At 66.8% G+C, this 18718-nt stretch carries 19 protein-coding genes; 6 read left to right on the forward strand and 13 right to left on the reverse strand.

Going from position 1 to position 18718, the window contains the following annotated elements:
* Positions 1-68: 68 nt before the first annotated feature.
* From ACP694_RS16895 to ACP694_RS16915, 5 genes are all read right to left on the reverse strand, one after another.
* Complete coding sequence (locus ACP694_RS16895) at positions 69-1130, reverse strand: alpha/beta hydrolase (RefSeq protein ID WP_426014289.1); 1062 nt, start codon at positions 1128-1130, stop codon at positions 69-71.
* 29 nt (positions 1131-1159) lie between these two features.
* On the reverse strand, positions 1160-1801 hold the full coding sequence (locus tag ACP694_RS16900) for a TetR/AcrR family transcriptional regulator (protein WP_426014726.1): 642 nt from the start codon (positions 1799-1801) through the stop codon (positions 1160-1162).
* A 52-nt stretch (positions 1802-1853) separates the two neighbouring features.
* Positions 1854-3248, reverse strand: coding sequence for a flavin-containing monooxygenase (locus ACP694_RS16905; RefSeq protein WP_426014291.1), 1395 nt, complete (start codon positions 3246-3248; stop codon positions 1854-1856).
* A gap of 76 nt (positions 3249-3324) precedes the next feature.
* Positions 3325-3645 carry a hypothetical protein gene (locus tag ACP694_RS16910; RefSeq protein WP_426014292.1) on the reverse strand — a complete coding sequence of 107 codons (321 nt, stop codon included), beginning with the start codon at positions 3643-3645 and terminating at the stop codon, positions 3325-3327.
* Positions 3646-3705: 60 nt separating this feature from the next.
* Positions 3706-4599 carry a LysR family transcriptional regulator gene (locus ACP694_RS16915; protein ID WP_426014295.1) on the reverse strand — a complete coding sequence of 298 codons (894 nt, stop codon included), beginning with the start codon at positions 4597-4599 and terminating at the stop codon, positions 3706-3708.
* Positions 4600-4692: 93 nt separating this feature from the next.
* On the opposite strand from ACP694_RS16915, the gene ACP694_RS16920 reads away from it, so the two are divergent.
* The gene (locus tag ACP694_RS16920) at positions 4693-5697 is read left to right on the forward strand and encodes an NAD-dependent epimerase/dehydratase family protein (RefSeq protein WP_426014297.1); all 1005 of its coding nucleotides are present in this window, start codon (positions 4693-4695) and stop codon (positions 5695-5697) included.
* Positions 5698-5795: 98 nt separating this feature from the next.
* Here ACP694_RS16920 and ACP694_RS16925 read toward each other — a convergent pair whose 3' ends face one another.
* The 4 genes from ACP694_RS16925 to ACP694_RS16940 all read right to left on the reverse strand — a co-directional run bounded on the left by ACP694_RS16925 (position 5796) and on the right by ACP694_RS16940 (position 10990).
* A complete protein-coding gene (locus ACP694_RS16925) occupies positions 5796-6548 on the reverse strand; it encodes a DUF72 domain-containing protein (protein WP_426014298.1) in 753 nt (250 codons plus the stop codon).
* A 188-nt stretch (positions 6549-6736) separates the two neighbouring features.
* Complete coding sequence (locus ACP694_RS16930; protein ID WP_426014300.1) at positions 6737-8140, reverse strand: L-serine ammonia-lyase; 1404 nt, start codon at positions 8138-8140, stop codon at positions 6737-6739.
* 87 nt (positions 8141-8227) lie between these two features.
* Complete coding sequence (locus tag ACP694_RS16935; protein ID WP_426014301.1) at positions 8228-9916, reverse strand: M28 family metallopeptidase; 1689 nt, start codon at positions 9914-9916, stop codon at positions 8228-8230.
* An 84-nt stretch (positions 9917-10000) separates the two neighbouring features.
* Positions 10001-10990 (reverse strand): threonine ammonia-lyase, encoded by a 990-nt coding sequence (locus tag ACP694_RS16940; RefSeq protein ID WP_426014304.1) that lies wholly within the window; start codon positions 10988-10990, stop codon positions 10001-10003.
* A 122-nt stretch (positions 10991-11112) separates the two neighbouring features.
* Here ACP694_RS16940 and ACP694_RS16945 point away from each other — a divergent pair, with 122 nt between their 5' ends.
* The 4 genes from ACP694_RS16945 (at position 11113) to ACP694_RS16960 (ending at position 15285) form a co-directional block, all read left to right on the forward strand.
* The gene (locus ACP694_RS16945) at positions 11113-11700 is read left to right on the forward strand and encodes an acyloxyacyl hydrolase (protein WP_426014728.1); all 588 of its coding nucleotides are present in this window, start codon (positions 11113-11115) and stop codon (positions 11698-11700) included.
* A 136-nt stretch (positions 11701-11836) separates the two neighbouring features.
* Positions 11837-13123, forward strand: a complete 1287-nt coding sequence (locus tag ACP694_RS16950; protein ID WP_426014306.1) for an adenylosuccinate synthase — start codon at positions 11837-11839, stop codon at positions 13121-13123.
* Positions 13124-13231: 108 nt separating this feature from the next.
* On the forward strand, positions 13232-14356 hold the full coding sequence (locus ACP694_RS16955) for a hypothetical protein (protein ID WP_426014730.1): 1125 nt from the start codon (positions 13232-13234) through the stop codon (positions 14354-14356).
* Between the two features lie 122 nt (positions 14357-14478).
* Positions 14479-15285 (forward strand): response regulator, encoded by an 807-nt coding sequence (locus ACP694_RS16960; RefSeq protein WP_426014309.1) that lies wholly within the window; start codon positions 14479-14481, stop codon positions 15283-15285.
* A gap of 25 nt (positions 15286-15310) precedes the next feature.
* On the opposite strand, the gene ACP694_RS16965 is transcribed toward ACP694_RS16960, so the two are convergent.
* From ACP694_RS16965 to rpoH, 3 genes are all read right to left on the reverse strand, one after another.
* Positions 15311-15559, reverse strand: a complete 249-nt coding sequence (locus ACP694_RS16965; RefSeq protein WP_426014311.1) for a phytase — start codon at positions 15557-15559, stop codon at positions 15311-15313.
* A gap of 75 nt (positions 15560-15634) precedes the next feature.
* Positions 15635-16336 carry an alpha/beta fold hydrolase gene (locus ACP694_RS16970; RefSeq protein ID WP_426014313.1) on the reverse strand — a complete coding sequence of 234 codons (702 nt, stop codon included), beginning with the start codon at positions 16334-16336 and terminating at the stop codon, positions 15635-15637.
* 57 nt (positions 16337-16393) lie between these two features.
* Positions 16394-17290, reverse strand: coding sequence for an RNA polymerase sigma factor RpoH (gene rpoH / locus ACP694_RS16975; RefSeq protein WP_426014731.1), 897 nt, complete (start codon positions 17288-17290; stop codon positions 16394-16396).
* 300 nt (positions 17291-17590) lie between these two features.
* On the opposite strand from rpoH, the gene ACP694_RS16980 reads away from it, so the two are divergent.
* On the forward strand, positions 17591-17950 hold the full coding sequence (locus ACP694_RS16980) for a phage holin family protein (protein ID WP_426014315.1): 360 nt from the start codon (positions 17591-17593) through the stop codon (positions 17948-17950).
* A 135-nt stretch (positions 17951-18085) separates the two neighbouring features.
* Here the strand turns inward: ACP694_RS16980 and pth are convergent, their stop codons facing one another.
* Complete coding sequence (gene pth, locus ACP694_RS16985; protein ID WP_426014316.1) at positions 18086-18706, reverse strand: aminoacyl-tRNA hydrolase; 621 nt, start codon at positions 18704-18706, stop codon at positions 18086-18088.
* Positions 18707-18718 lie beyond the last annotated feature (12 nt).

Here is an 18718-nt window from a genome sequence, read left to right on the forward strand (position 1 = left end):
CATGGAATCCACTGTTGAGCTCTTCCATCTGGGTCACGCATTCGCCGGGATGAGCGGATATAAAAGACCTAGACCCGCGCCTCGAGCGCCGCCCGAACCAGCCGCGCGATCTCCCGGCACGCCGCGTCGGCCGCCGGCACGGCCCCGGTGAACGCCGTGAAGCCGTGGGCCAGGGCGTCGTAACAGCGGTAGGTCACCGGCACGCCGGCGGCGGCCAGGCGCTTGGCGTAGGCCTCGCCCTGATCGACCAGCGGGTCGAACCCGGCGGTGATCACCACGGCCGGCGCCAGGCCGGTCAGGTCCTCGGTCTTGTCCGGCGACAGGCGCGGATCGGCCGGATTGGCGTCTGGACCCATATAGTGGCCCATGAACCAGTCCATGATCGGCCGGCTGAGGGGATAGGCGTCACCATAGGTGCTCATCGACGCCGTCTCGCTGGCCACATCCACGGCGGGATAGATCAACAGCTGCAGGGCCGGCTGGGCCTCGCCCGTTCGCTGCATTTCCTGGGCGACGATGGCCGCGAAGTTACCGCCCATGGAATCGCCGCCGATCACCGCCGTTCCCGGCGCCGCGCCAAAGCGAGCGGCGTTGTCGCGTGACCAGCGGTAGGCGGCCAGCACATCATCCAGCCCGGCCGGGAAGCGGTGGTCGGGCGCCAGGCGGTAGTCAACCGAGATCACCGCCGTGCGGCAGGTCCGCGCCAGAATCCCGCAGAAGGCGTCGCAGGTTTCCAGGTCGCCGATCACGCCTCCGCCAAAGTGGGCGAAGACGATCAGGGGCGCGCCGCTGTCCTGGTCGGCCGGGCGATAGGCGCGCAGGTTCAAGGGGGCTCCACCAGCCTCCCTCGACACGGGCCCATCGATTGAGAGGTTTTCGGTGCGCACGCCCGGCTCGGGAGGCCCGCTCATGGCGGCCAGGCCTCGGGCGCTGGCGGCCCGGGCCTCGTCGGGCGCCAGGCTGGTGATCGACGGCATCTTGGCCGCCGCGTGGCTGAGGAACTGGAAGCGCGGATCCAGGGTGCGCCCGCCACGATAGACCACACCGCCGCCGGACATCGCTCGCAGCACCGGGCTGGGCAGCGACATCAGGGCCTTGAGGATGAACTTCTGGACGGCGGGATCGGCCATTTGGGCTCTTTCTTATGGAAGGCGCGGCTTCAGGCGTGAGGCAGGGCGGGCAGGCCGCCGAGGATCATCTTGACGGCGAAATCGGCGGCGCCGGCCACGTCGATCGGGCGACGCTCCAGCATCTTGTCGCCGATCTCGCGGGCGATCGCGATACAGGCGGCGGCGAGGTAATCCAGATCGACCGCCGGGGCGTGGTCGTGCTCCAGAACCTTGGCCAGGGCGGCATGGACCTCGTCGAACACCGCGACGATTTCGGGCGTGGGGCGGGCATGGGGAAAAACCTCGCCGGCCGGCCGGTTGACCCGCCAACTCTCGTGCTCGCCTTCCAGAAACTCAAAATAGGCCCGGACCGCGCCGCGCAGAAAGCCCTCGAAGTCGACGGCCCGTTCGGACTCGGCCCGCAGGATCGGCCGGAAGCGGCGCGCCCCGTCGTCGGCCAGGGCGTCGAACACTTCCTCCTTGGACTTGTAGTAATTGTAGAAGGTGCCCGAGGCCAAACCCGTGCGGCGGATGATGTCGCGCACGGTGGCGGCCTCGTAGCCGAGGTCGCCGAACACCGCGCGCGCGGCGTCGAGGATCGCCTGCCGGTTGGCGACCTTGGTGCGCTCGCGCTTCCCGGGCTTATGGTTCTCGAGAACCGGTCGGACGGGAAAATAGGCGATGTTCGACATCGGAACGCGACTCGTGACGAGGCCCAGCTGGCGCCCCGTCATGATTTCAGCCTCATTCCGCCGCCAGGGGCAAGGCCTCGACGGCGCGCGCTGCGATTGAAAGCCTGTTGCCGGCCGCCTTCGCCCGCCTTTCACCCGCCGCGATCTCCTTTTTCAGGTCGGCGCAATAAACGCCGAAATCGACCTGTATGGTGTGACGGGCCGAGGCGTAATACTGGCCGGTGTGGCGCTCCTCGTCCTTGGCGGTGATGCGCTGCATGTCTGCGATCGCCGGGAGGGCGTAGCGGCCAGTGAGGTATTCGGCGACCAGCTTGGACTGCTGCTCGGCGAAATTCACCAGGGTCGGCAGGGCCTGGGCCAGGCCCATGTAGAAGAGATTGGGCGTCCCGGGCTTCATCATCCGCTTGAATAGCGGCAGGCGGTGATCGGCGTCCGGAACCAGGGCCGGCTCGGCCAGGAAGGGGAAGCTGATCTTGTAGCCGGTGGCGAAGACGATGACGTCGACTGCCTCGACCGTGTCGTCCGCGAAGCGGACGGTCTTCCCCTCCAGCGCCTTGATCGCCGGCTTGAAAGTGATGTCGCCGCAACCGGCCCGGGTCAGGAACTCGCCCGACACCGAGGGGTGGGCCTCCAGCGGTTCGTGGTCGGGCTTGGGCAGGCCGTAGTCTTCCATCTTGCCGACGTGCTTGCGGATCAGCGAGCGGGCCATCGACAGGCCCAGCTTGCGGGGCATCCAGGGCGGCATGGCCGACTTGTCCGACGGCTTGCCGTTCAGATATTTCGGAAACACCCAGACCCCGCGCCGCGCCGAGACGATCAGCTTGCCGGCGATGGGCCGCTGAGCCAGTTCGCTGGCGATATCCATGGCCGAATTGCCCATGCCGACCACCACGACGGTCTTGCCGCGCATATCGACCGGATCGAAGGGGTCGCTATAGGCATGGGCGTGGAAGGCGACGCCATCGAACGACCCTGGATATTCGGGAATGCGCGGGTCCCAGTGGTGGCCGTTGGCGACGATCAGCACGTCATAGAGCCGGGTCTCGCCGGTCGACAGGGTCACCGACCACAGGCCGTCGTCGGTTCGCGCGGCCTTCTGAACCTTGGTGTTGAAGGTGATGGTCTCGCGCAGGCCGAAATGGGCGACATAGTCCCTGAAGTACTGGAGGACCTGGCTGTGATGGGGGAAGTCGGGCCAGCCAGCCGGGACCGGGAAATCCTCGAAGGCCAGGCGCCATTTCGAGGTGTCGATGTGCAGGCTCTCGTAGCAGGCCGACAGACCGTTGGGGTTCTTGAAGTACCAGTTGCCGCCGATGTCGTCGGAGGCCTCGAAACAGTCATAGGGGACGCCGGCGTCTTTCAGCCGCTTGGCGGTGGTGAAACCGCTACAGCCCGCGCCGATGATGCAGGCCTTTGGCAGCCCCTTCTGAGGCAATGCTGGGCTCATGGCCCCCTCCCTGACTTATCGTTGTTCAGGAGAGCGTAACAGCGTTAGCCGGACCGTCAAATTGCCGTTGGGTTACTCAGCCGCCCGGGCGCGTGTAGGTGGCCGTACAGCGGCTCTTGCACTGGGCCCACTGGCCGCCGCAGCCGGGATCGTCGCCGGTCGCGCCGCAGAAATAATAGGCCTTGGCGCAGGCGGCCCGGCATTGGCCGGGATCGCGGCCCTGGCGGTTGGCGGCGAACGGCAGCAGCACGGGCAGGACGGGATTGGCCGTCTGGGTCGGTGTCGGTTGCGACGTCACGGCCCGCGGGACCACCGTGGTCGGCTTGGCCCGCACCTGGGCGCCGGCCGGCGTGGCCAGGGCGGCGATCATCAGCAGGCAGGCGAGGGCGCGGCGCATGAAGCCGTGTGTAGCGCGGACAGCTTTAGGTTTGATTAACCACGTTGCAGGCGTGAAGGGCTAAGGCTGCGACGTCGCCAGAAAGTCCGTCAGCCCGTCGGCCAGATGATCGAACATCGTCCGCATCCGCAGGGTGCCGCGCAGGTCCTCGTGCATCACGAGCCAGATGCCGAGCGAAAAGCGGATCAGGCCGGGGCAGACGGGGATCAGGTCGGGCTCCCGCCGCGCGATCCCGTGCTGGACGAAGCCCACGCCGAAGCCGGCGCGCACGGCGGCGAGCTGCGCCAGATCGCTGTCTGCCCGGAACGCGAAGCCGTTGCGACTCAGGGGCAACCGCTGGGCAAGGTCCCTCAGAAAGGGGTTGCCGCGATCGAAGCCGACCAGAGGGTGGTCCTGAAGCTGTTCCAGGGTGGTCGGCGCGCCTTCGGCCTCGACATAGCGGCGATGGGCGTAGAGGCCCAGATAGGTGTCGGCCAGGCGGCGGGCGACCAAGGCCTCCTGGGTGGGGCGGACCATGCGCACGGCGATGTCGGCCGCGCCGCGCAGCATGTCCTGTTGTTGATTGTCGAGGGCCAGCTCGATGATCACGCCGGGGTGCAACGGGCGATAGGCGGCCAGGATCCGGGGCAGCACCTCGGCGCCGATGATCTCGCTGGCGGTGATGCGAACGACGCCACGCGCGGTGTCACCCGCTCCCGAAGCGGCGCGGGCCATGGCGCTGGCGGCCCCGGCCATGGCCTGGGCGTGCGGGGCCAGCTCAAGGGCGGCGTCGGTGGGCTTGAGGCCCTGCGGCGAGCGGGTGAACAGGGCCAGGCCCAAGGCGCGCTCAAGTTCAGCGACTTGTCGGCCCAGGGTCGGCTGGGTCAGACCCAAGGTTCGAGCGGCGGCCGACAGGCTGCCCTCGGTCAGCACGGCCAGGAAGGCGCGATAGAGACTCCAATCGGGATCGTTCATGCATTCTTGCATAGCAGATCAACAAGGTTCGCCAATTCCTGTTTATCTGATTGAGGCGCAGTTTGGGGTCATCAGATTTCACGGGAGACCAACATGACCTCGACTTCACAACCCATCGCCCTGGTGATCGGCGCGGCCGGCGGCATCGGCGGCGAAGCGGCCAGCGCCCTGGTTCGCCACGGCTGGACCGTCCGCGGCCTCACCCGTCGCGACCAGCCCGCCAAGGCCGGTATCGCCTGGATCGCAGGCGACGCCATGGTCGCCGCCGACGTGGCCCGCGCGGCCCAGGGCGTTTCGCTGATCGTCCACGCCGCCAACCCGCCCGGCTACAAGGACTGGGACAAGCTGGTCCTGCCGATGCTCGACAACACCATCGCCGCGGCCAAGGCCAACGGCGCGCGGATCCTGCTGCCGGGCACGGTCTATAATTTCGGCCTCGACGCCTTCCCGCTGATCGACGAGACCGCGCCGCAGGCGCCCGCCACGCGCAAGGGCAAGATCCGGGTCGAGATGGAGCGGCGGCTGAAGGCGGCGTCGGCGGATGGCGCGCCGGTGCTGATCGTCCGGGCCGGTGACTTCTTCGGCCCGCACGCCGGCAACAACTATTTCGGCCAGGCGGTGGTCAAGCCGGGCGCGCCGCCGACCTCGGTGGCCGAGCCGTCGGCCAAGGGCGTCAGCCACGCCTGGGCCTATCTGCCGGACCTGGCCGAAACCATGGCGCGCGTGCTGGATCGCGCCGACCGGTTGGGGTCGTTCGAGGTGTTTCACTTCAGCGGCCACCAGTTGGCCTGGGGTGAGATGGGGGCGTCGATCCGTCGGGTGTTGGGCCAGCCCAAGCTGCCGATCAAGGCCTTCCCCTGGTGGATGATCGTGGCCCTCTCGCCCGTGGTGCCGGTCTTCAGCGAGATGGCCGAGATGCGCTACCTGTGGCGCGAGCCCATGGCGCTTATCGACGGCAAGCTGCGGGCGTTTCTGGGCGAGGTCCCGCACACGCCGCTCGACGTCGCGATGGCGGTGAGTCTGAGGGGGCTGGGGTGTCTGGAGAGCCATCCCGTCGCGGGAGCGCCCGAGGCCGGCCGTGCCGCGACGCAAAGCTGAGGCTTACGGCGCCACGGATTGTCAAAGGCATTGCCACGATCGGGGACATGCATCTGTGCATGTCCCCAGCCGCTTAAAGGGCTTCCGAGGCGCAGCCTCTATTTCAGCTTCTCGATCAGCGCCATGGCGGCGGCCGGATTGCGCACCTTCGCCCCGGCGATGAAGTAGGCGTAGACGTCGCCGCGCTTGGCCCAGGCCTGGGCTCGCTTGGCGATGGCGTCCAGATCGTCCGAGGTCATGCCGGTGGGCTCGCTCTCGCGGCTCGACATCAGGCGGGCATAGGTGAAGTCGGCGGTCGGCTGGTCGATGCAGGGCCAAGTCGGCTCCTCGTCGTCCTCGGCATAGACGATGGCCGCGCCGTACTGGGCGGCCAGGTCGTAGAATTCCTGGGTGGCGAAGGTGGGGCTGCGGACCTCCAGGGCGTGGCGCGCCGGCCGGCCGCCGATTTCCTTGGGCAGCAGCTTCAGGAAGCCTTCGAAATCGACCGGGTCGAACTTCTTGGTGGCCATGAACTGCCAGTTGATGGCGCCCAGCTTGGCGCCCAGCGCCTCCAGCCCCTGGCTGAGGAATTTCTCCAGCGAGTCGTTGTTCTCCGACAGCACCTTGCGGTTGGTGCAGTAGCGGCTGGCCTTGACCGAGAACACGAAGTCGTCGGGCGTCTCGGCATGCCACTTCTGCCAGCTGTTGGGCTTGAAGGTGGAATAGTAGGTGCCGTTGATCTCGATGCTGGTGACGTGGCGGCTAGCGTATTTCAGCTCGTCCTTCTGCTTCAGATCATCGGGATAGAAGGGGCCGCCCCGCCAGGGCTCGTAGGTCCAGCCGCCGATGCCGGCGCGAATGGTTCCGGGCATGAGTGTTCTCTTCCTGTTCTGGCGGCACGTTAGGTTAAGGGTTTGAGTTTGAGCAAGAGGAAACCGGATCACTGGCCCCCACCTGACGGCTTCGCCGTCTGTCAGCGGCGAGGGGGCGGAGCCCTGCGCTTAAGCTCTTCCCCCTCTGGGGGAAGACGATCGCGAAGCGATCCGTAGGAGGCAGGTGATCAACATTCCACCCGGTTGACCGACAACCCCACCGCCAGACCCCCCAACGAGGTCTCCTTGTAAATCTCGCTCATGTCCTCGCCGGTGCGCTTCATCGTGGCGATCACCTTGTCGAGCGACACCGAGTGCTGACCATCGCCCAGCAGCGCCAGCCGCGCGGCGTCGATGGCCTTGATGGCGCCCATGGCGTTGCGCTCGATGCAGGGGATCTGGACCAGGCCGCCGATCGGATCGCAGGTCAGGCCGAGGTTGTGCTCCATGCCGATCTCGGCGGCGTTTTCGATCTGCGCGTTGGTGCCGCCGAGCGCCGCGCACAGCCCGCCGGCCGCCATCGAGCAGGCCACGCCGACTTCGCCCTGGCAGCCGACCTCGGCCCCGCTGATCGAGGCGTTGCGCTTGTAGAGCGCGCCGATCGCCGCCGCCGTCAGCAGGAACACCCGCACCTGCTGCGGCGTGCCCTGGTGGAAGCGGTGGTAGAAGCGCAGCACCGCCGGGATCAGGCCGGCCGCGCCATTGGTCGGGGCGGTGACCACCCGGCCGCCGGCCGCGTTCTCCTCGTTGACCGCCATGGCCCACAGGTTGACATAGTCCATCGCCGCCAATGGATCACTGAATTGGGGGTCGCTGATCTGGCGCTCCATGCGGCCCTGGATGGTCTGATGGATCTGGAGGGCTCGCCGCTTGACGTTGAGCCCTCCGGGCAGGACGCCGCTCTCGCGCATGCCGCGGTCGATACAGGCCTCCATGGCCTCGAAGATGCGGTCGAGCCCAGCGGCCAGCGCGTCCTCGTCCATCCGGACAAGCTCGTTGGCGCCCATCACCCCGGCGATGCTCAGGCCGGCGTCGGCGGCGCGTTGCAACAGGTCGGCGCCGCTCTCGAACGGGAAGGGGACTTCTGGCCCTTCCTCTGGCGGGGTGTTGCGGCCCATCTCGCTCTCGTCGCGCACGAAGCCGCCGCCGATCGAGAAATAGGTGCGCTCCGCCAGCGTGACGCCAGCGGCGTCGAAGGCTGTGAAGGCCAGCCCGTTGGGGTGCTGCGGCAGGCGTTCGTGGCCGGCCCAGACGATGTCGCGTTCGGCGTCGAAGCCGATGCCGACCTCGCCGCCCAACATGATCCACTGGTTGGCGGCGGCCTCGACCAGCGCCGCCTCGCCGGCGTCGGGGTCGAGTTGGGCGGGCACGAAGCCCATCAGGCCCAAGACCACCGCCCGGTCGGTGGCGTGGCCGCGACCGGTGAGGGCCAGGGAGGCGTAGAGGCGGATTTTGACCCGCGCCGTTGTCGCCAGTTGGCCGGCGTCACGCAGACGGCCGACAAACAGGCCGGCGGCCGTCATCGGCCCCATGGTGTGGCTGCTCGACGGGCCGACGCCGAGCTTGAATAGGTCGAAGACGGAGGCTGTCATGGTGTGGTTTCACAAAACGCGTTTGCGTCCGCGAATTACGATCGGGGACATAGGCATGTCCCCGTCCGCGTCCCGAACGGCAGAAGTCTACTTCCGATCCGCCTTGGTCGTGTCCCGCAGCGCCTTGAACTCCGAGCCCGCCTGCCATTCCGGCCAGACCCTCGAATTAGCCAAGTCCGCGCCCACTTCATAGAACAGTCCTATGTCCTGGGCCTGGCCGGTCAGGTCCCAGTCGGCTCGCCATTCGTCGGCGGGCTGGTGGTAGCGGTTGGTGGTGTAGTCTTCCTCGCCCTTCTGGCCGGCTTCCTTGCCGCCCACGACCAGATCCTCGCCCGAGCCAACCGAGATGGCCGGCACGCCGCGCTTGGCGAACGGGAAGTGGTCCGAGCGATAGAAATGGCCGGCCTGGGGCGAAGGGTCGGGCGTGAAATAGCGGCCATGGGCCTTGGCCTTGGCGACCAGCAGGTCCTGCAAATCCACCTTGCCGTCGCCCGAGGTGGTGATGTCCTTGGCCGGGCCGGTGGCCGACAGGGCGTCGATGTTCAGGTCACCCACGGTCTTGGACAGCGGATAGAGCGGGTTGGCGGCGTAATATTCCGAACCCAGCAGGCCGCGCTCCTCGGCGGTGACGGCCAGGAACAGGATCGAGCGCTGCGGGGCCGGCTGGCTCTTGAAGGCGCGGGCGGTTTCCAGGATGGCGGCGACGCCATCGGCGTTGTCGATCGCGCCATTATAGATCTTGTCGCCGCGCGCGTCGGGCGCGCCAACGCCCAGATGGTCCCAGTGGGCGCTGTAGATCACCGTCTCGTCGGGACGGACGGAGCCCTTGATGCGGCCGGCGATGTTCTTCGACACGATCACCGAGTGATCGACGGCGTAGGCGGCCGAGAAGGTCGCGCCTTTCAGCTCGACCGGCTTGAAGTCGCGGCTCTGGGCTTGCTTTTTCAGGGCCTCGAAGTCGAGATGGGCGGCCTTGAACAGCTCGACCGCCGCGTCACGCTGGATCCAGGCCTCCAGGTTGGGGTGGCTCTTGGCCGGCTCATTGCGCACAATGTCGAACATCGTCGCGCCGTTGGAGTTCTTGACCGTCGCCCAGCCATAGGCGGCCGGGGCGGTTTCGTGGACCACCAGCACGCCGGCCGCGCCCTGGCGGGCAGCCTCCTCGTACTTGTAGGTCCAGCGGCCGTAATAGGTCATGGCCTTGCCGCCGAAGTCACCCCCGTCCTTGGTGTTTGGGCCGGTCTCGAAGTCGGGGTCGTTGATCAGCACCACCAGGACCTTGCCCTTCAGGTCCAGGCCCTTGAAGTCGTCCCAGTGACGCTCTGGCGCCTTGACGCCATAGCCAACGAAGACCAGCGGAGCGTCCTTGATGGCGACGCTGTCGACATTGGTCATGGCCGCGCGGATGGCGATCTGCTCGTTCCGGGCCAGGGGCACGGTCTTGCCGCCGATCGTGAAGTGGGCGTCGACAGGGCCCTTGATGTCGAACTTGCCCAGCGGCACGTCCTGGGTCCAGGCGCGGGTCCCGTCCTTCTGCGGATCGCCGGCCGGCTCCAGGCCGATGGCCTTCATCTGCTCGACGATATAGCCGACCGCCTTGGTCTCGCCGGCCGTGGCGGGGCCCCGGCCCTCGAACGCGTCGGACGACAGGACCTTGATGTGGGCCGACAGCTTTGCGGGGTCAATCTTGGGCGTATCGGCCGCCCCTTGCGCAAAACAAGGATGCGCCAGCATGGGAGCTACGATCAGGGCGGTCGCGAGCAGCAGGCGTTTCATCGGGCCTCTCTTTTGGAGTAGATCTTTATCGTTGGGGCGGACCCTAGCTGGCTTCTCCTCACCCGCAAAGCGGGGGAGAAAAAGTCAGATCTCTCCCGCCAACACCCGCGCGAACAGCGCCGGATCGACGTTTCCGCCCGAACAGACGATGGCCGCCGTCTGGTCCTTCAGGTCGATCTTCCCCGTCAGCGCCGCGGCGAGCGCCACACAGCCGCCCGGTTCGACCACCAGTTTTAGCACCGAGAAGGCGTAGCGCATGGCCTCGGCCACCTCGGCGTCGGTGACGGCGACGATACCCGACAGATTCTGGCGATTGATCGGCCAGGTCAGCTCGCCGGGGATCAGAGTTTGCAGCGCGTCGCAGATCGAGCGGGCGCCCGTTTCGATGGTCTCGCGCCGCCCGGAGGCCAGGGAGCGGCGGGTCTCGTCGAAGCCGACCGGCTCGGCGCCCCAGACCTCTGTCTCCGGCGACAGCGCCTTGACCGCCGTGGAAAGGCCGGCGACCAGCCCGCCGCCGCCGACGGGCGAGAGCACCCGGTCCAGCTCGAGCCCGAGCGCGCGAGCCTGTTCGACGATCTCCAGCCCCACCGTGCCCTGGCCGGCGATGATGTACGGGTCGTCATAGGACGGCACGACCACGCAGCCGCGCTCGGCGGCGATCTCTGCGGCGATGGCGACGCGGTCCTCGGTGAAACGGTCGTAGAAACGGATCTCGGCCCCGAAGCCGCTCGTGCCCTCGACCTTCACGCTGGGCGAGTCGGACGGCATGACGATCAGGGCCGGACAGCCGATGATCCGGGCCGCCAGGGCGACGCCCTGGGCGTGGTTGCCCGATGAGAAGGCCACCACCCCGCGCTGGCGCTCGTCGTCGCTTAGCCGCGACAGGCGGTTATAGGCGCCGCGGAACTTGAACGCCCCGGCCCGCTGCAGGGTCTCGGGCTTGATGAGCACTCGCCCGCCCAGGCGTTCGTTAAGCGCGGGGCTCTCGACTAGCGGCGTGCGCACCGCCAGGCCGACCAGGCGGGCGGCGGCGGATTCGATGTCGGAAAAGGCGATGGCGAGGGCGTCGGTCATGCACGAGGGTCTAACGCCGCCTCAGCGCGATCGAAACCCTTTGCGAGCCGCGCCGTTCACGCCATAAGAGAAAAACACACGACTTTGCTGGGGAGCATTCCGTGAAGAAAGCCCTGTTCGCCATGGCGGCCTGCATCGCCATGACCGTCGCCGGGCCCGCCCTGGCCGGTGAAGCCTTTGTCGGCGTCTACAAGCACGACGTGACGTTCCTGGGTGAGGCTGTCGGCCTGGGCGCCGCCGGGCGCGAGGACGGCGTCGATGTCCATCTGGGCTATCGCACCAACCGCATCGAGAGCCTGCGTTGGCTGGGCAAGCCGCAGGTTCACGCCTTCGTCTCGATCAATAGCGAGAACACCTCCAACTTCGTCGCCACCGGCTTCGACTGGCCGATCGAGCTGGGCGCGCCGGGCGGCTTCTATCTGCGGCCTGGTTTTGGCCTGGCCTATACCGACGGCGCGGCTGGCCTGCCGCCGGTCAACCAACCGGGCATCTCCCAGGCCGAGATCGATCGCCGCCTGGTGCTCTACAACACCCGCATCGACTTCGGCTCCAAGGTGCTGTTCGAGCCGGAACTGGCCCTGGGCTACCGGTTCAACGACCGGGTGTCGGCCGAACTGTCCTATACGCACCTGTCGAACGGCCAGATCTTCCACCAGGGCAAGAACCAAGGGCTTGACGACGTGGGTGTGCGGCTGGTTTACGCCTTCTGACGTGGCGGGGTTCGGTGATCCGGGCCCTACGGTCGCCCAGGCTTGGGCCGCCCACAATTGAATTCAACGTCCGCGGTCGAGTCCTGTCGAAGGGTCGCGTGACGTCACCGGGCAGGTGACAAGGCATATCTAGACCATGGCCAATGTGACCGTAGTCGGCGCCCAGTGGGGCGACGAGGGCAAGGGCAAGATCGTTGACTGGCTCAGCAACCGGGCCGACGTCGTCGTCCGCTTCCAGGGCGGCCACAACGCTGGCCATACCCTGGTGGTCGATGGCAAGGTCTACAAGCTGGCCCTGCTGCCCTCGGGCGTCGTGCAGGGCAAGCTCTCGGTCATCGGCAATGGCGTGGTGGTCGATCCCTGGCACCTGCTGAGCGAGATCGACAAGATCGCCGAGCAGGGCGTGGTGATCACCCCCGACCTGCTGGTCCTGGCCGACAACGCCTGCCTGATCCTGCCGCTGCACAAGGACCTGGACCAGGCCCGCGAGGCCGCCTCGACCCAGAAGATCGGCACCACCGGCCGCGGCATCGGCCCGGCCTATGAGGACAAGGTCGGCCGCCGCGCCATCCGCGTCGCCGACCTGGCCGATCCCGAAGCCCTGAAGCCGAAGATCGAGCGCCTGCTCGCCCACCACGGCGCCCTGCGTCGAGGCCTGGGCCTGCCCGAGGCCGATGGCGACGAACTGTTCGACGCCCTGCTGGCCGTCGCCCCGCGCGTGCTGGCCTACGCCCAGCCGGCTTGGCGCCTGCTGGACAAGGCCCACAAGGACGGCCGCCGGATCCTGTTCGAAGGCGCTCAAGGCGCCTTGCTCGACGTCGACCACGGCACCTATCCGTTCGTCACCTCGTCCAACACCGTGGCGGGCCAGGCCTCGGCCGGGTCGGGCATGGGGCCCTCGGCGACAGGCTATGTGCTGGGCATCGTGAAGGCCTACACCACCCGAGTCGGCGAAGGCCCGTTCGCCGCCGAACTGGACGACGAGGTGGGCAAGCACCTGTCGACCGTCGGCCGTGAGGTCGGCGTCAATACCGGCCGGGCCCGGCGCTGCGGCTGGTTCGACGCCGTTCTGGTGCGCCAGTCGGTGGCCATCAACGGCATCCATGGCGTGGCGCTGACGAAGCTCGACGTTCTGGACGGCCTGAAGACCCTGAAGATCTGCGTCGGCTACAGGATCGGCGACAAGGTCTTCGACTACCTGCCAGCTGGCATGCGCGACCAGAAGGCCGCCCAGCCGATCTACGAGGAGATGGACGGCTGGAGCGAAAGCACCGCCGGCGCCCGCTCGTTCAAGGACCTCAACGCCAACGCCGTCAAGTACGTGCGCCGGGTCGAGGAACTGATCGGCGCGCCCGTCGCCCTGCTGTCCACCAGCCCCGAGCGCGACGACACCATCCTGATGCGCGATCCCTTCCAAGGCTAGGCGCTACAAGGGGTTTCCACGGCACAGTTAGCGTTTGCTTAGCAGGCGATGGTTTATGACGGCGGCTCCTTAGGGAGTTCGCCGTCCGTGGCCGCAGCGCGTCGCCTGATGAAATCCGCCAACAAGACGGATCGCTTGACGCGCAGCCTGCGTGCGCTTGAGCGCACCGCGTCGACCAGCCGCGTGCTCAATCTGCTGGCCATAGACGCCCGGAGCGGACACCGGTCCGAACATGGCGAAGCGCCGATGTTCCGCAACCGGGTGCTCAACACGGCCCTGGTGATCAAGCACCGCCTGCGCACCGACGACATCTTCCTGTTCGACGAGATCAAGCCGACCGCCACCAAGATCATCATCCCGTTCGAACGCAGCGACCTGGGCCTGGGCGGCCAATCCTTCTTCGTCGGGCAACGCGGCTGGATCGACCTGCTGCGCGAGGCCTGTAACGAGCACAGCGACATGGCCCGCGACCTGGCCATGCTGCGGATGATCGACCAATTACCGTCGCTCGATCCGTTCCTGTTGCGCGAGCACCTGCGTCGCAACGGCTTGCTGGTGGCGCCCTGCTACTTCGCCCTGTCAGGCGGCGACATGGAGCAGATGCAAACCTTCGTCTCGGTGCAGATCTCGCAGCTAATCAACCTGGCCTTCCAGGAAGCTGGCCGCATCGTCCCGGGCGCCTACGCCGCGCGCCTAGTCGAGGCCTTGCTGTCCACCGACGTCGATGAACGCCTGGAGCCGCTGCGCGAGACCCTGGTCATGGACGGCGACAGTTTCAAGGAGGGCGTCTTCAGCTGGAAGGGCTTCCTTTACTACAAGTGGATGCTGTCCCGCCTTTGGCCGGAGCTGAACACCGTGGGCGGCGAAATCGCCCGGCTGACGGTGACCGGAAATCGGGACGCCGACACGGGTCGCTATATCGAGGACACCCGCACGCGTCTGCGGCATGGCATCGTTTCCGAGCGCAAGGCGATCATGCGCGCGCTCGACGTCTATGACCGCGCCTTCGAGGACCTGATCGACAACGGCAAGCCCAAGGCGTTCCGCGAGTTTCTGTTGCGCGCGCCGGACATGTTCCTGAGCCTGGGTGAAAAGGTCGGGGTCATCGCCCACATCGCCAGCTTCTGGCGCTATCGCTTCCCTCTTGGCCAGCCCTTGGTCTGTGACGTAAACGAAGCGGTTGATATTCTGCAAGACTTCGACTCCGGCCTCAGCACCAGTATCGGGTTCTGAAGCCGGTTCATTTGCCGAGCCGCCCGCCATAGACAATCGGTCGCGGAAACGCGGCATCAAGTGGTTTTTTACAGTCACCGTCATAATGTGGCGGCCGGTCATAGTGGGAGCGTCAGGGTCTCGTGTTCGACGGCAATATCCGCACATTGCAACGTGTCGCTTCGAAGATGCAGCGTGTGCTGGTCGTCGATCCGAACACCCCTGCCGTTCGCCTGCTCGCCGACCAACTGCGCCACGTGGGCAATATCCAGGTCTTCCACGCCACCTCGATCGAGGCTGGTTGGGCGATGACTCGCACCACCGACCCGCTGCTGATCTTCGTAGAGCACGCGTCCAGCGGCTGCGACGGTCAGGCCTTGGCCCGCAAGATTCGTCGCAGCGACCTGGCCTGCCGCGAAAACCCGATCATCATGTGCACGTCCGAAGCGACGGCCGAGGCGATCTTCGGGGCGCGCGACGCCGGCATCCACGAATTCATGCGCAAGCCGTTCACGATCAAGGATCTGGAGCGGCGACTCGAGGCGGTGACGCTGAAGCCCCGTGACTGGGTCGAGGCCGTGCAATATGTCGGACCCGATCGTCGGCGCTTCAACTCGGCCGAATACAAGGGGCCGCGCAAGCGCAAGGCCGATGCGGCCGGCACGCCGGCCTCACGTCTGTCCCAGGCCCTGCGGATCATCAAGTCGGCCGCCACGGCGCTGGACACCGATCCCAACCAGGCCCGCCGGGCCCTGGCCGCCCAAGCCGTCGAGCTGAAGAAGGTCGGGACGCTGGTCGGCGAGCCGCGCCTGATCGCCGCCGCCGAGGCGCTGGAGGCCTGCACCGCCGGCCCGACGGCCGAGACCCTGGGCCGCAAGGAACTGATCCAGCGCATCGACTCGCTGATGGGCTTCATGACCGAAGATGGCGGAGGCGGCCGCGCCGCCTAGCGATCTGGGCTAGAGCGCCTTTGGTTCAGATTGAATCGGCATCCAAATATTCCGTCTCCCCGGCGAAGGGCTGGGCCCAGGTGAAACCCACGAGAGGCTCTGGTTGAATCTCGGGCGCGGCCGGGAAGCGCCAGACACCGACGTCTTCCTCGGCCACATAGAGCTGGCCGGTGCGATCGTCGGCCACCCAGCCTTCGGACTGTGTGGCCTGGTTCCCAGGCCTGAACCGACCGCGACTCCGACGCAGCAACCTCAACGACGAGCCGTGGCGCACCAGTGTCGGGACGGAAAACCACCTCGGCGAGAACGAACGCTATGGCCGCTCGGTGCGGGCGGGGCGTCCGTGGCTTTACCTGGCCAGCAAGCGCCGAAGGCCCGCATTGACCGCCTCGGGCGCCTCCATGGGCGTCATGTGCCCGGCGTTGGGGATGACCAGCAAATGCGAGCAGCCGATCGCATGGGCCATCTCGTGCTGGCCGCCCAGCGGGGTGATGGCGTCATGCTCGCCGCAGATGATCATCAGCGGGCAGCTCAGGGCCTTAAGCGCGGCCTCCCCGTCCTCGCGCGGCATGGCGTTCTGGCGCAGGAACACCTCGCGGCCCAGCCGCTGGGTCATGGCGTGGATGCGGCCGGTCAGGATCTTGTCGCCGAGGCGCGAAGCATCGACATAGCTTGCCATCAGCCGGTCGGCGATGCCGAGAAAGGCTCCGGCCCGGCCGGCGGCCGCGTTGACGGCGCGGCGCTGGGCGGCCCGTTCCGGCGTGTCGACGCGGATGGCGGCGCCGATCAGCGCCAGGCGCGTGATGCGCCGCGGCGCGATCCTGGCGATCTCCTGAGCGACATAGCCGCCCATCGAGAAGCCAGCCAGGGCGAAGGTCGGTTCGGCTTCGGCCAGAACCTGCCGCGCCAGTTCGCGAAGGCTCTCGCCCTGCGTCAGGTCAGCGACTTGGCACCGCGCCATGTCGGCCAGACCACTAACCTGGCCGCGCCAGAGCTCGGCGTCATTCAGCAGGCCGGGCAGCAGGATCAGTTGAGGGCGAGGATCGATCATTAAAAAACGCCCCGGACCTTGCGATTCGGGGCGCTCCAGTCTGTGCGGCCTAGGCGGTTAGGCTTCAACCATGTTCTTGGCGACAGCGCCTTGGCGCATCGACTTCTGAAGCTTCTCGAACGCCCGGACCTCAATCTGGCGGACCCGTTCACGGCTGACGCCGTATTGGGTGGCCAGCTCTTCCAGGGTGGTCGGGTCGTCCTTCAGGCGCCGCTCGGTGAGGATGTGGCGCTCCCGGTCGGTGAGTTCGACCATGGCCTCCTCAAGCAGGCCCATCCGCATGGACTTTTCCTGATTCTCGGCGACCGTGGTCTCTTGCGAGACCTGGTTATCGTCGGCCAGCCAATCCTGCCACTCGCTCTCGCTGTCCGAACGCAGTGGGGCGTTGAGCGAGGCGTCGGGACCTGACAGGCGGCGGTTCATCGAAATGACCTCGCTGTCCAGCACGCCCAGCTTGGTGGCGATGTAGCTGACCTGTTCGGGGCGCAGGTCGCCGTCTTGGAAGGCGGCGATCTGGCTCTTGGCCTTTCGCAGGTTGAAGAACAGCTTCTTCTGAGCGGCGGTCGTGCCCATCTTCACCAGCGACCACGAGCGCAGGATATATTCCTGTATCGAGGCGCGGATCCACCACATGGCGTAGGTGGCCAGGCGGAAGCCCTTGTCGGGCTCGAACTTCTTGACGGCCTGCATCAGGCCGACATTTCCCTCGGAGATCACCTCGCCGATCGGCAGGCCGTAGCCGCGATAGCCCATGGCGATCTTGGCCACGAGGCGCAGGTGGCTGGTGACCATCTTGTGAGCGGCGGCGCTGTCCTGATGCTCTTTCCAACGCTGGGCGAGCATGAACTCCTCGTCCTTGGGCAGCATGGGGAATTTTCGGATTTCGGTGAGATAACGCGACAGGCCGCCGTCCGGCGACATCACCGATAGTGATCTTACTGCCATGGATACTATCCCCTTATTGTGCGGATCCGCCCGCGGAACGCGCGCCATCATCCCCTCCACGGAGGGTCAGATAGGAACGCGTTCCGGCGAAGGTAAGGTCCGATGACGCATTTGTAATGTCCGACACCCGGACTCGGGTATTGGCGCTTCTGGGGTGAGAATGAACGTTCATTCTCAAACTTTCAAGTGAGAAATCCTTGGAGCGCACTACGGAAAGCTCCCCCCGGACGCCGGATTGCCGACCAAGGCTTGCTAGCGCGCGACGTGCGCCGCTAATGGCCAGGCTTGATCATCGTTGGAGACACCTGAATGACGCGGTTCATTATCCGGGCCCTGATCGCCGCCCTGGGCCTCTGGTTGGCGTCGGAAATCGTGCCTGGCATCGCCGTGCCGGGCGGGTGGACGACCCTGCTGATCGCCGCCCTGTTGCTGGGTGTCGTCAACGCCGTGGTGCGGCCGGTGATCTTCGTGCTGACCCTGCCCCTGACCGTGGTGACACTGGGGCTGTTCCTGCTGGTGGTGAACGCCGCGATGCTCGGCTTGGTCGGCTGGCTGCTGAAGGGTTTCGTCGTCGATGGCCTGTGGGCCGGGATTCTGGGCTCGGTCGTGATCGGCGTCGTCAGCTGGCTGGGCCACCTGCTGATCGGGGATGGACGCGAGCGGGCCTAAACCAGCGCGCTCGCCGCCAGGTCGCGCCAGCCCCGCGCTTCCTTGCGGACCGAGGGCGGGGAACATCGATGATTCCAAGCTCCACTGGAGGTCTTGTCGGGTCGCGAGCCTTCCGTCAATCCGCCGCGCGGGGGTCTAGTCGCCTTGGCGCGCGGCTTTCTTGGGGTCTGCCTTGGGCGCTGGCGCCAGGCGCATGACCTCGGCCTGGTAGCGCTCATCGTCGCCGGCCGCCGCGAAGGGCAGGGCGTCGGTGATGGCGTCCAGCATCGGATCCAGCCACTGGTGTTCGACCTTGTGGAAGTCGCCCAGCACATAGTGCATCACCGCGTCCTTGTGGCCGGGATGGCCCACGCCGATGCGGCCGCGGCGGAAGGTGTCGCCCACCTGGCTGGTGATCGAGCGGACGCCGTTATTGCCCGCCGCCCCGCCGCCAGCCTTCATCCGAAACCGGCCCGGCGCCATGTCGATCTCGTCGTGGAAGACGATCACATCGGTCGGGGCCAGCTTGAAGAACTTCATCGCCTCGCCCACGGCGCGGCCACTCTCGTTGTAGAAGGTCTTGGGCTTGAGCAGCAGCAGCTTGACCGGGCCAGCGGGCATGCCAACCTGACCCTCGCAGGCCAGTCCCTGGAAGCGCGAGCGCCACGGCGCCGTGCCCCATTTGCGGGCGATGGCGTCGATGGCCATGAACCCGACATTGTGCCGGTTCTTCTCGAATTTCGGTTCGGGATTGCCGAGACCGGCGAGGATCAGCATCGCGTAAGACCT

It is taken from the genome of Caulobacter sp. DWR2-3-1b2 (assembly GCF_049896345.1).
Lineage (GTDB): Bacteria > Pseudomonadota > Alphaproteobacteria > Caulobacterales > Caulobacteraceae > Caulobacter.

Excerpts from the sequence above, each read along its gene's own strand:
- ACP694_RS16895 (WP_426014289.1), bottom strand. The coding sequence starts at position 1,130 with ATGGCCGATCCCGCCGTCCAGAAGTTCATCCTCAAGGCCCTGATGTCG.
- ACP694_RS16900 (WP_426014726.1), bottom strand. The coding sequence starts at position 1,801 with ATGTCGAACATCGCCTATTTTCCCGTCCGACCGGTTCTCGAGAACCAT.
- ACP694_RS16905 (WP_426014291.1), bottom strand. The coding sequence starts at position 3,248 with ATGAGCCCAGCATTGCCTCAGAAGGGGCTGCCAAAGGCCTGCATCATC.
- ACP694_RS16910 (WP_426014292.1), bottom strand. The coding sequence starts at position 3,645 with ATGCGCCGCGCCCTCGCCTGCCTGCTGATGATCGCCGCCCTGGCCACG.
- ACP694_RS16915 (WP_426014295.1), bottom strand. The coding sequence starts at position 4,599 with ATGAACGATCCCGATTGGAGTCTCTATCGCGCCTTCCTGGCCGTGCTG.
- ACP694_RS16920 (WP_426014297.1), top strand. The coding sequence starts at position 4,693 with ATGACCTCGACTTCACAACCCATCGCCCTGGTGATCGGCGCGGCCGGC.
- ACP694_RS16925 (WP_426014298.1), bottom strand. The coding sequence starts at position 6,548 with ATGCCCGGAACCATTCGCGCCGGCATCGGCGGCTGGACCTACGAGCCC.
- ACP694_RS16930 (WP_426014300.1), bottom strand. The coding sequence starts at position 8,140 with ATGACAGCCTCCGTCTTCGACCTATTCAAGCTCGGCGTCGGCCCGTCG.
- ACP694_RS16935 (WP_426014301.1), bottom strand. The coding sequence starts at position 9,916 with ATGAAACGCCTGCTGCTCGCGACCGCCCTGATCGTAGCTCCCATGCTG.
- ACP694_RS16940 (WP_426014304.1), bottom strand. The coding sequence starts at position 10,990 with ATGACCGACGCCCTCGCCATCGCCTTTTCCGACATCGAATCCGCCGCC.
- ACP694_RS16945 (WP_426014728.1), top strand. The coding sequence starts at position 11,113 with ATGGCGGCCTGCATCGCCATGACCGTCGCCGGGCCCGCCCTGGCCGGT.
- ACP694_RS16950 (WP_426014306.1), top strand. The coding sequence starts at position 11,837 with ATGGCCAATGTGACCGTAGTCGGCGCCCAGTGGGGCGACGAGGGCAAG.
- ACP694_RS16955 (WP_426014730.1), top strand. The coding sequence starts at position 13,232 with ATGAAATCCGCCAACAAGACGGATCGCTTGACGCGCAGCCTGCGTGCG.
- ACP694_RS16970 (WP_426014313.1), bottom strand. The coding sequence starts at position 16,336 with ATGATCGATCCTCGCCCTCAACTGATCCTGCTGCCCGGCCTGCTGAAT.
- ACP694_RS16980 (WP_426014315.1), top strand. The coding sequence starts at position 17,591 with ATGACGCGGTTCATTATCCGGGCCCTGATCGCCGCCCTGGGCCTCTGG.
- pth (WP_426014316.1), bottom strand. The coding sequence starts at position 18,706 with ATGCTGATCCTCGCCGGTCTCGGCAATCCCGAACCGAAATTCGAGAAG.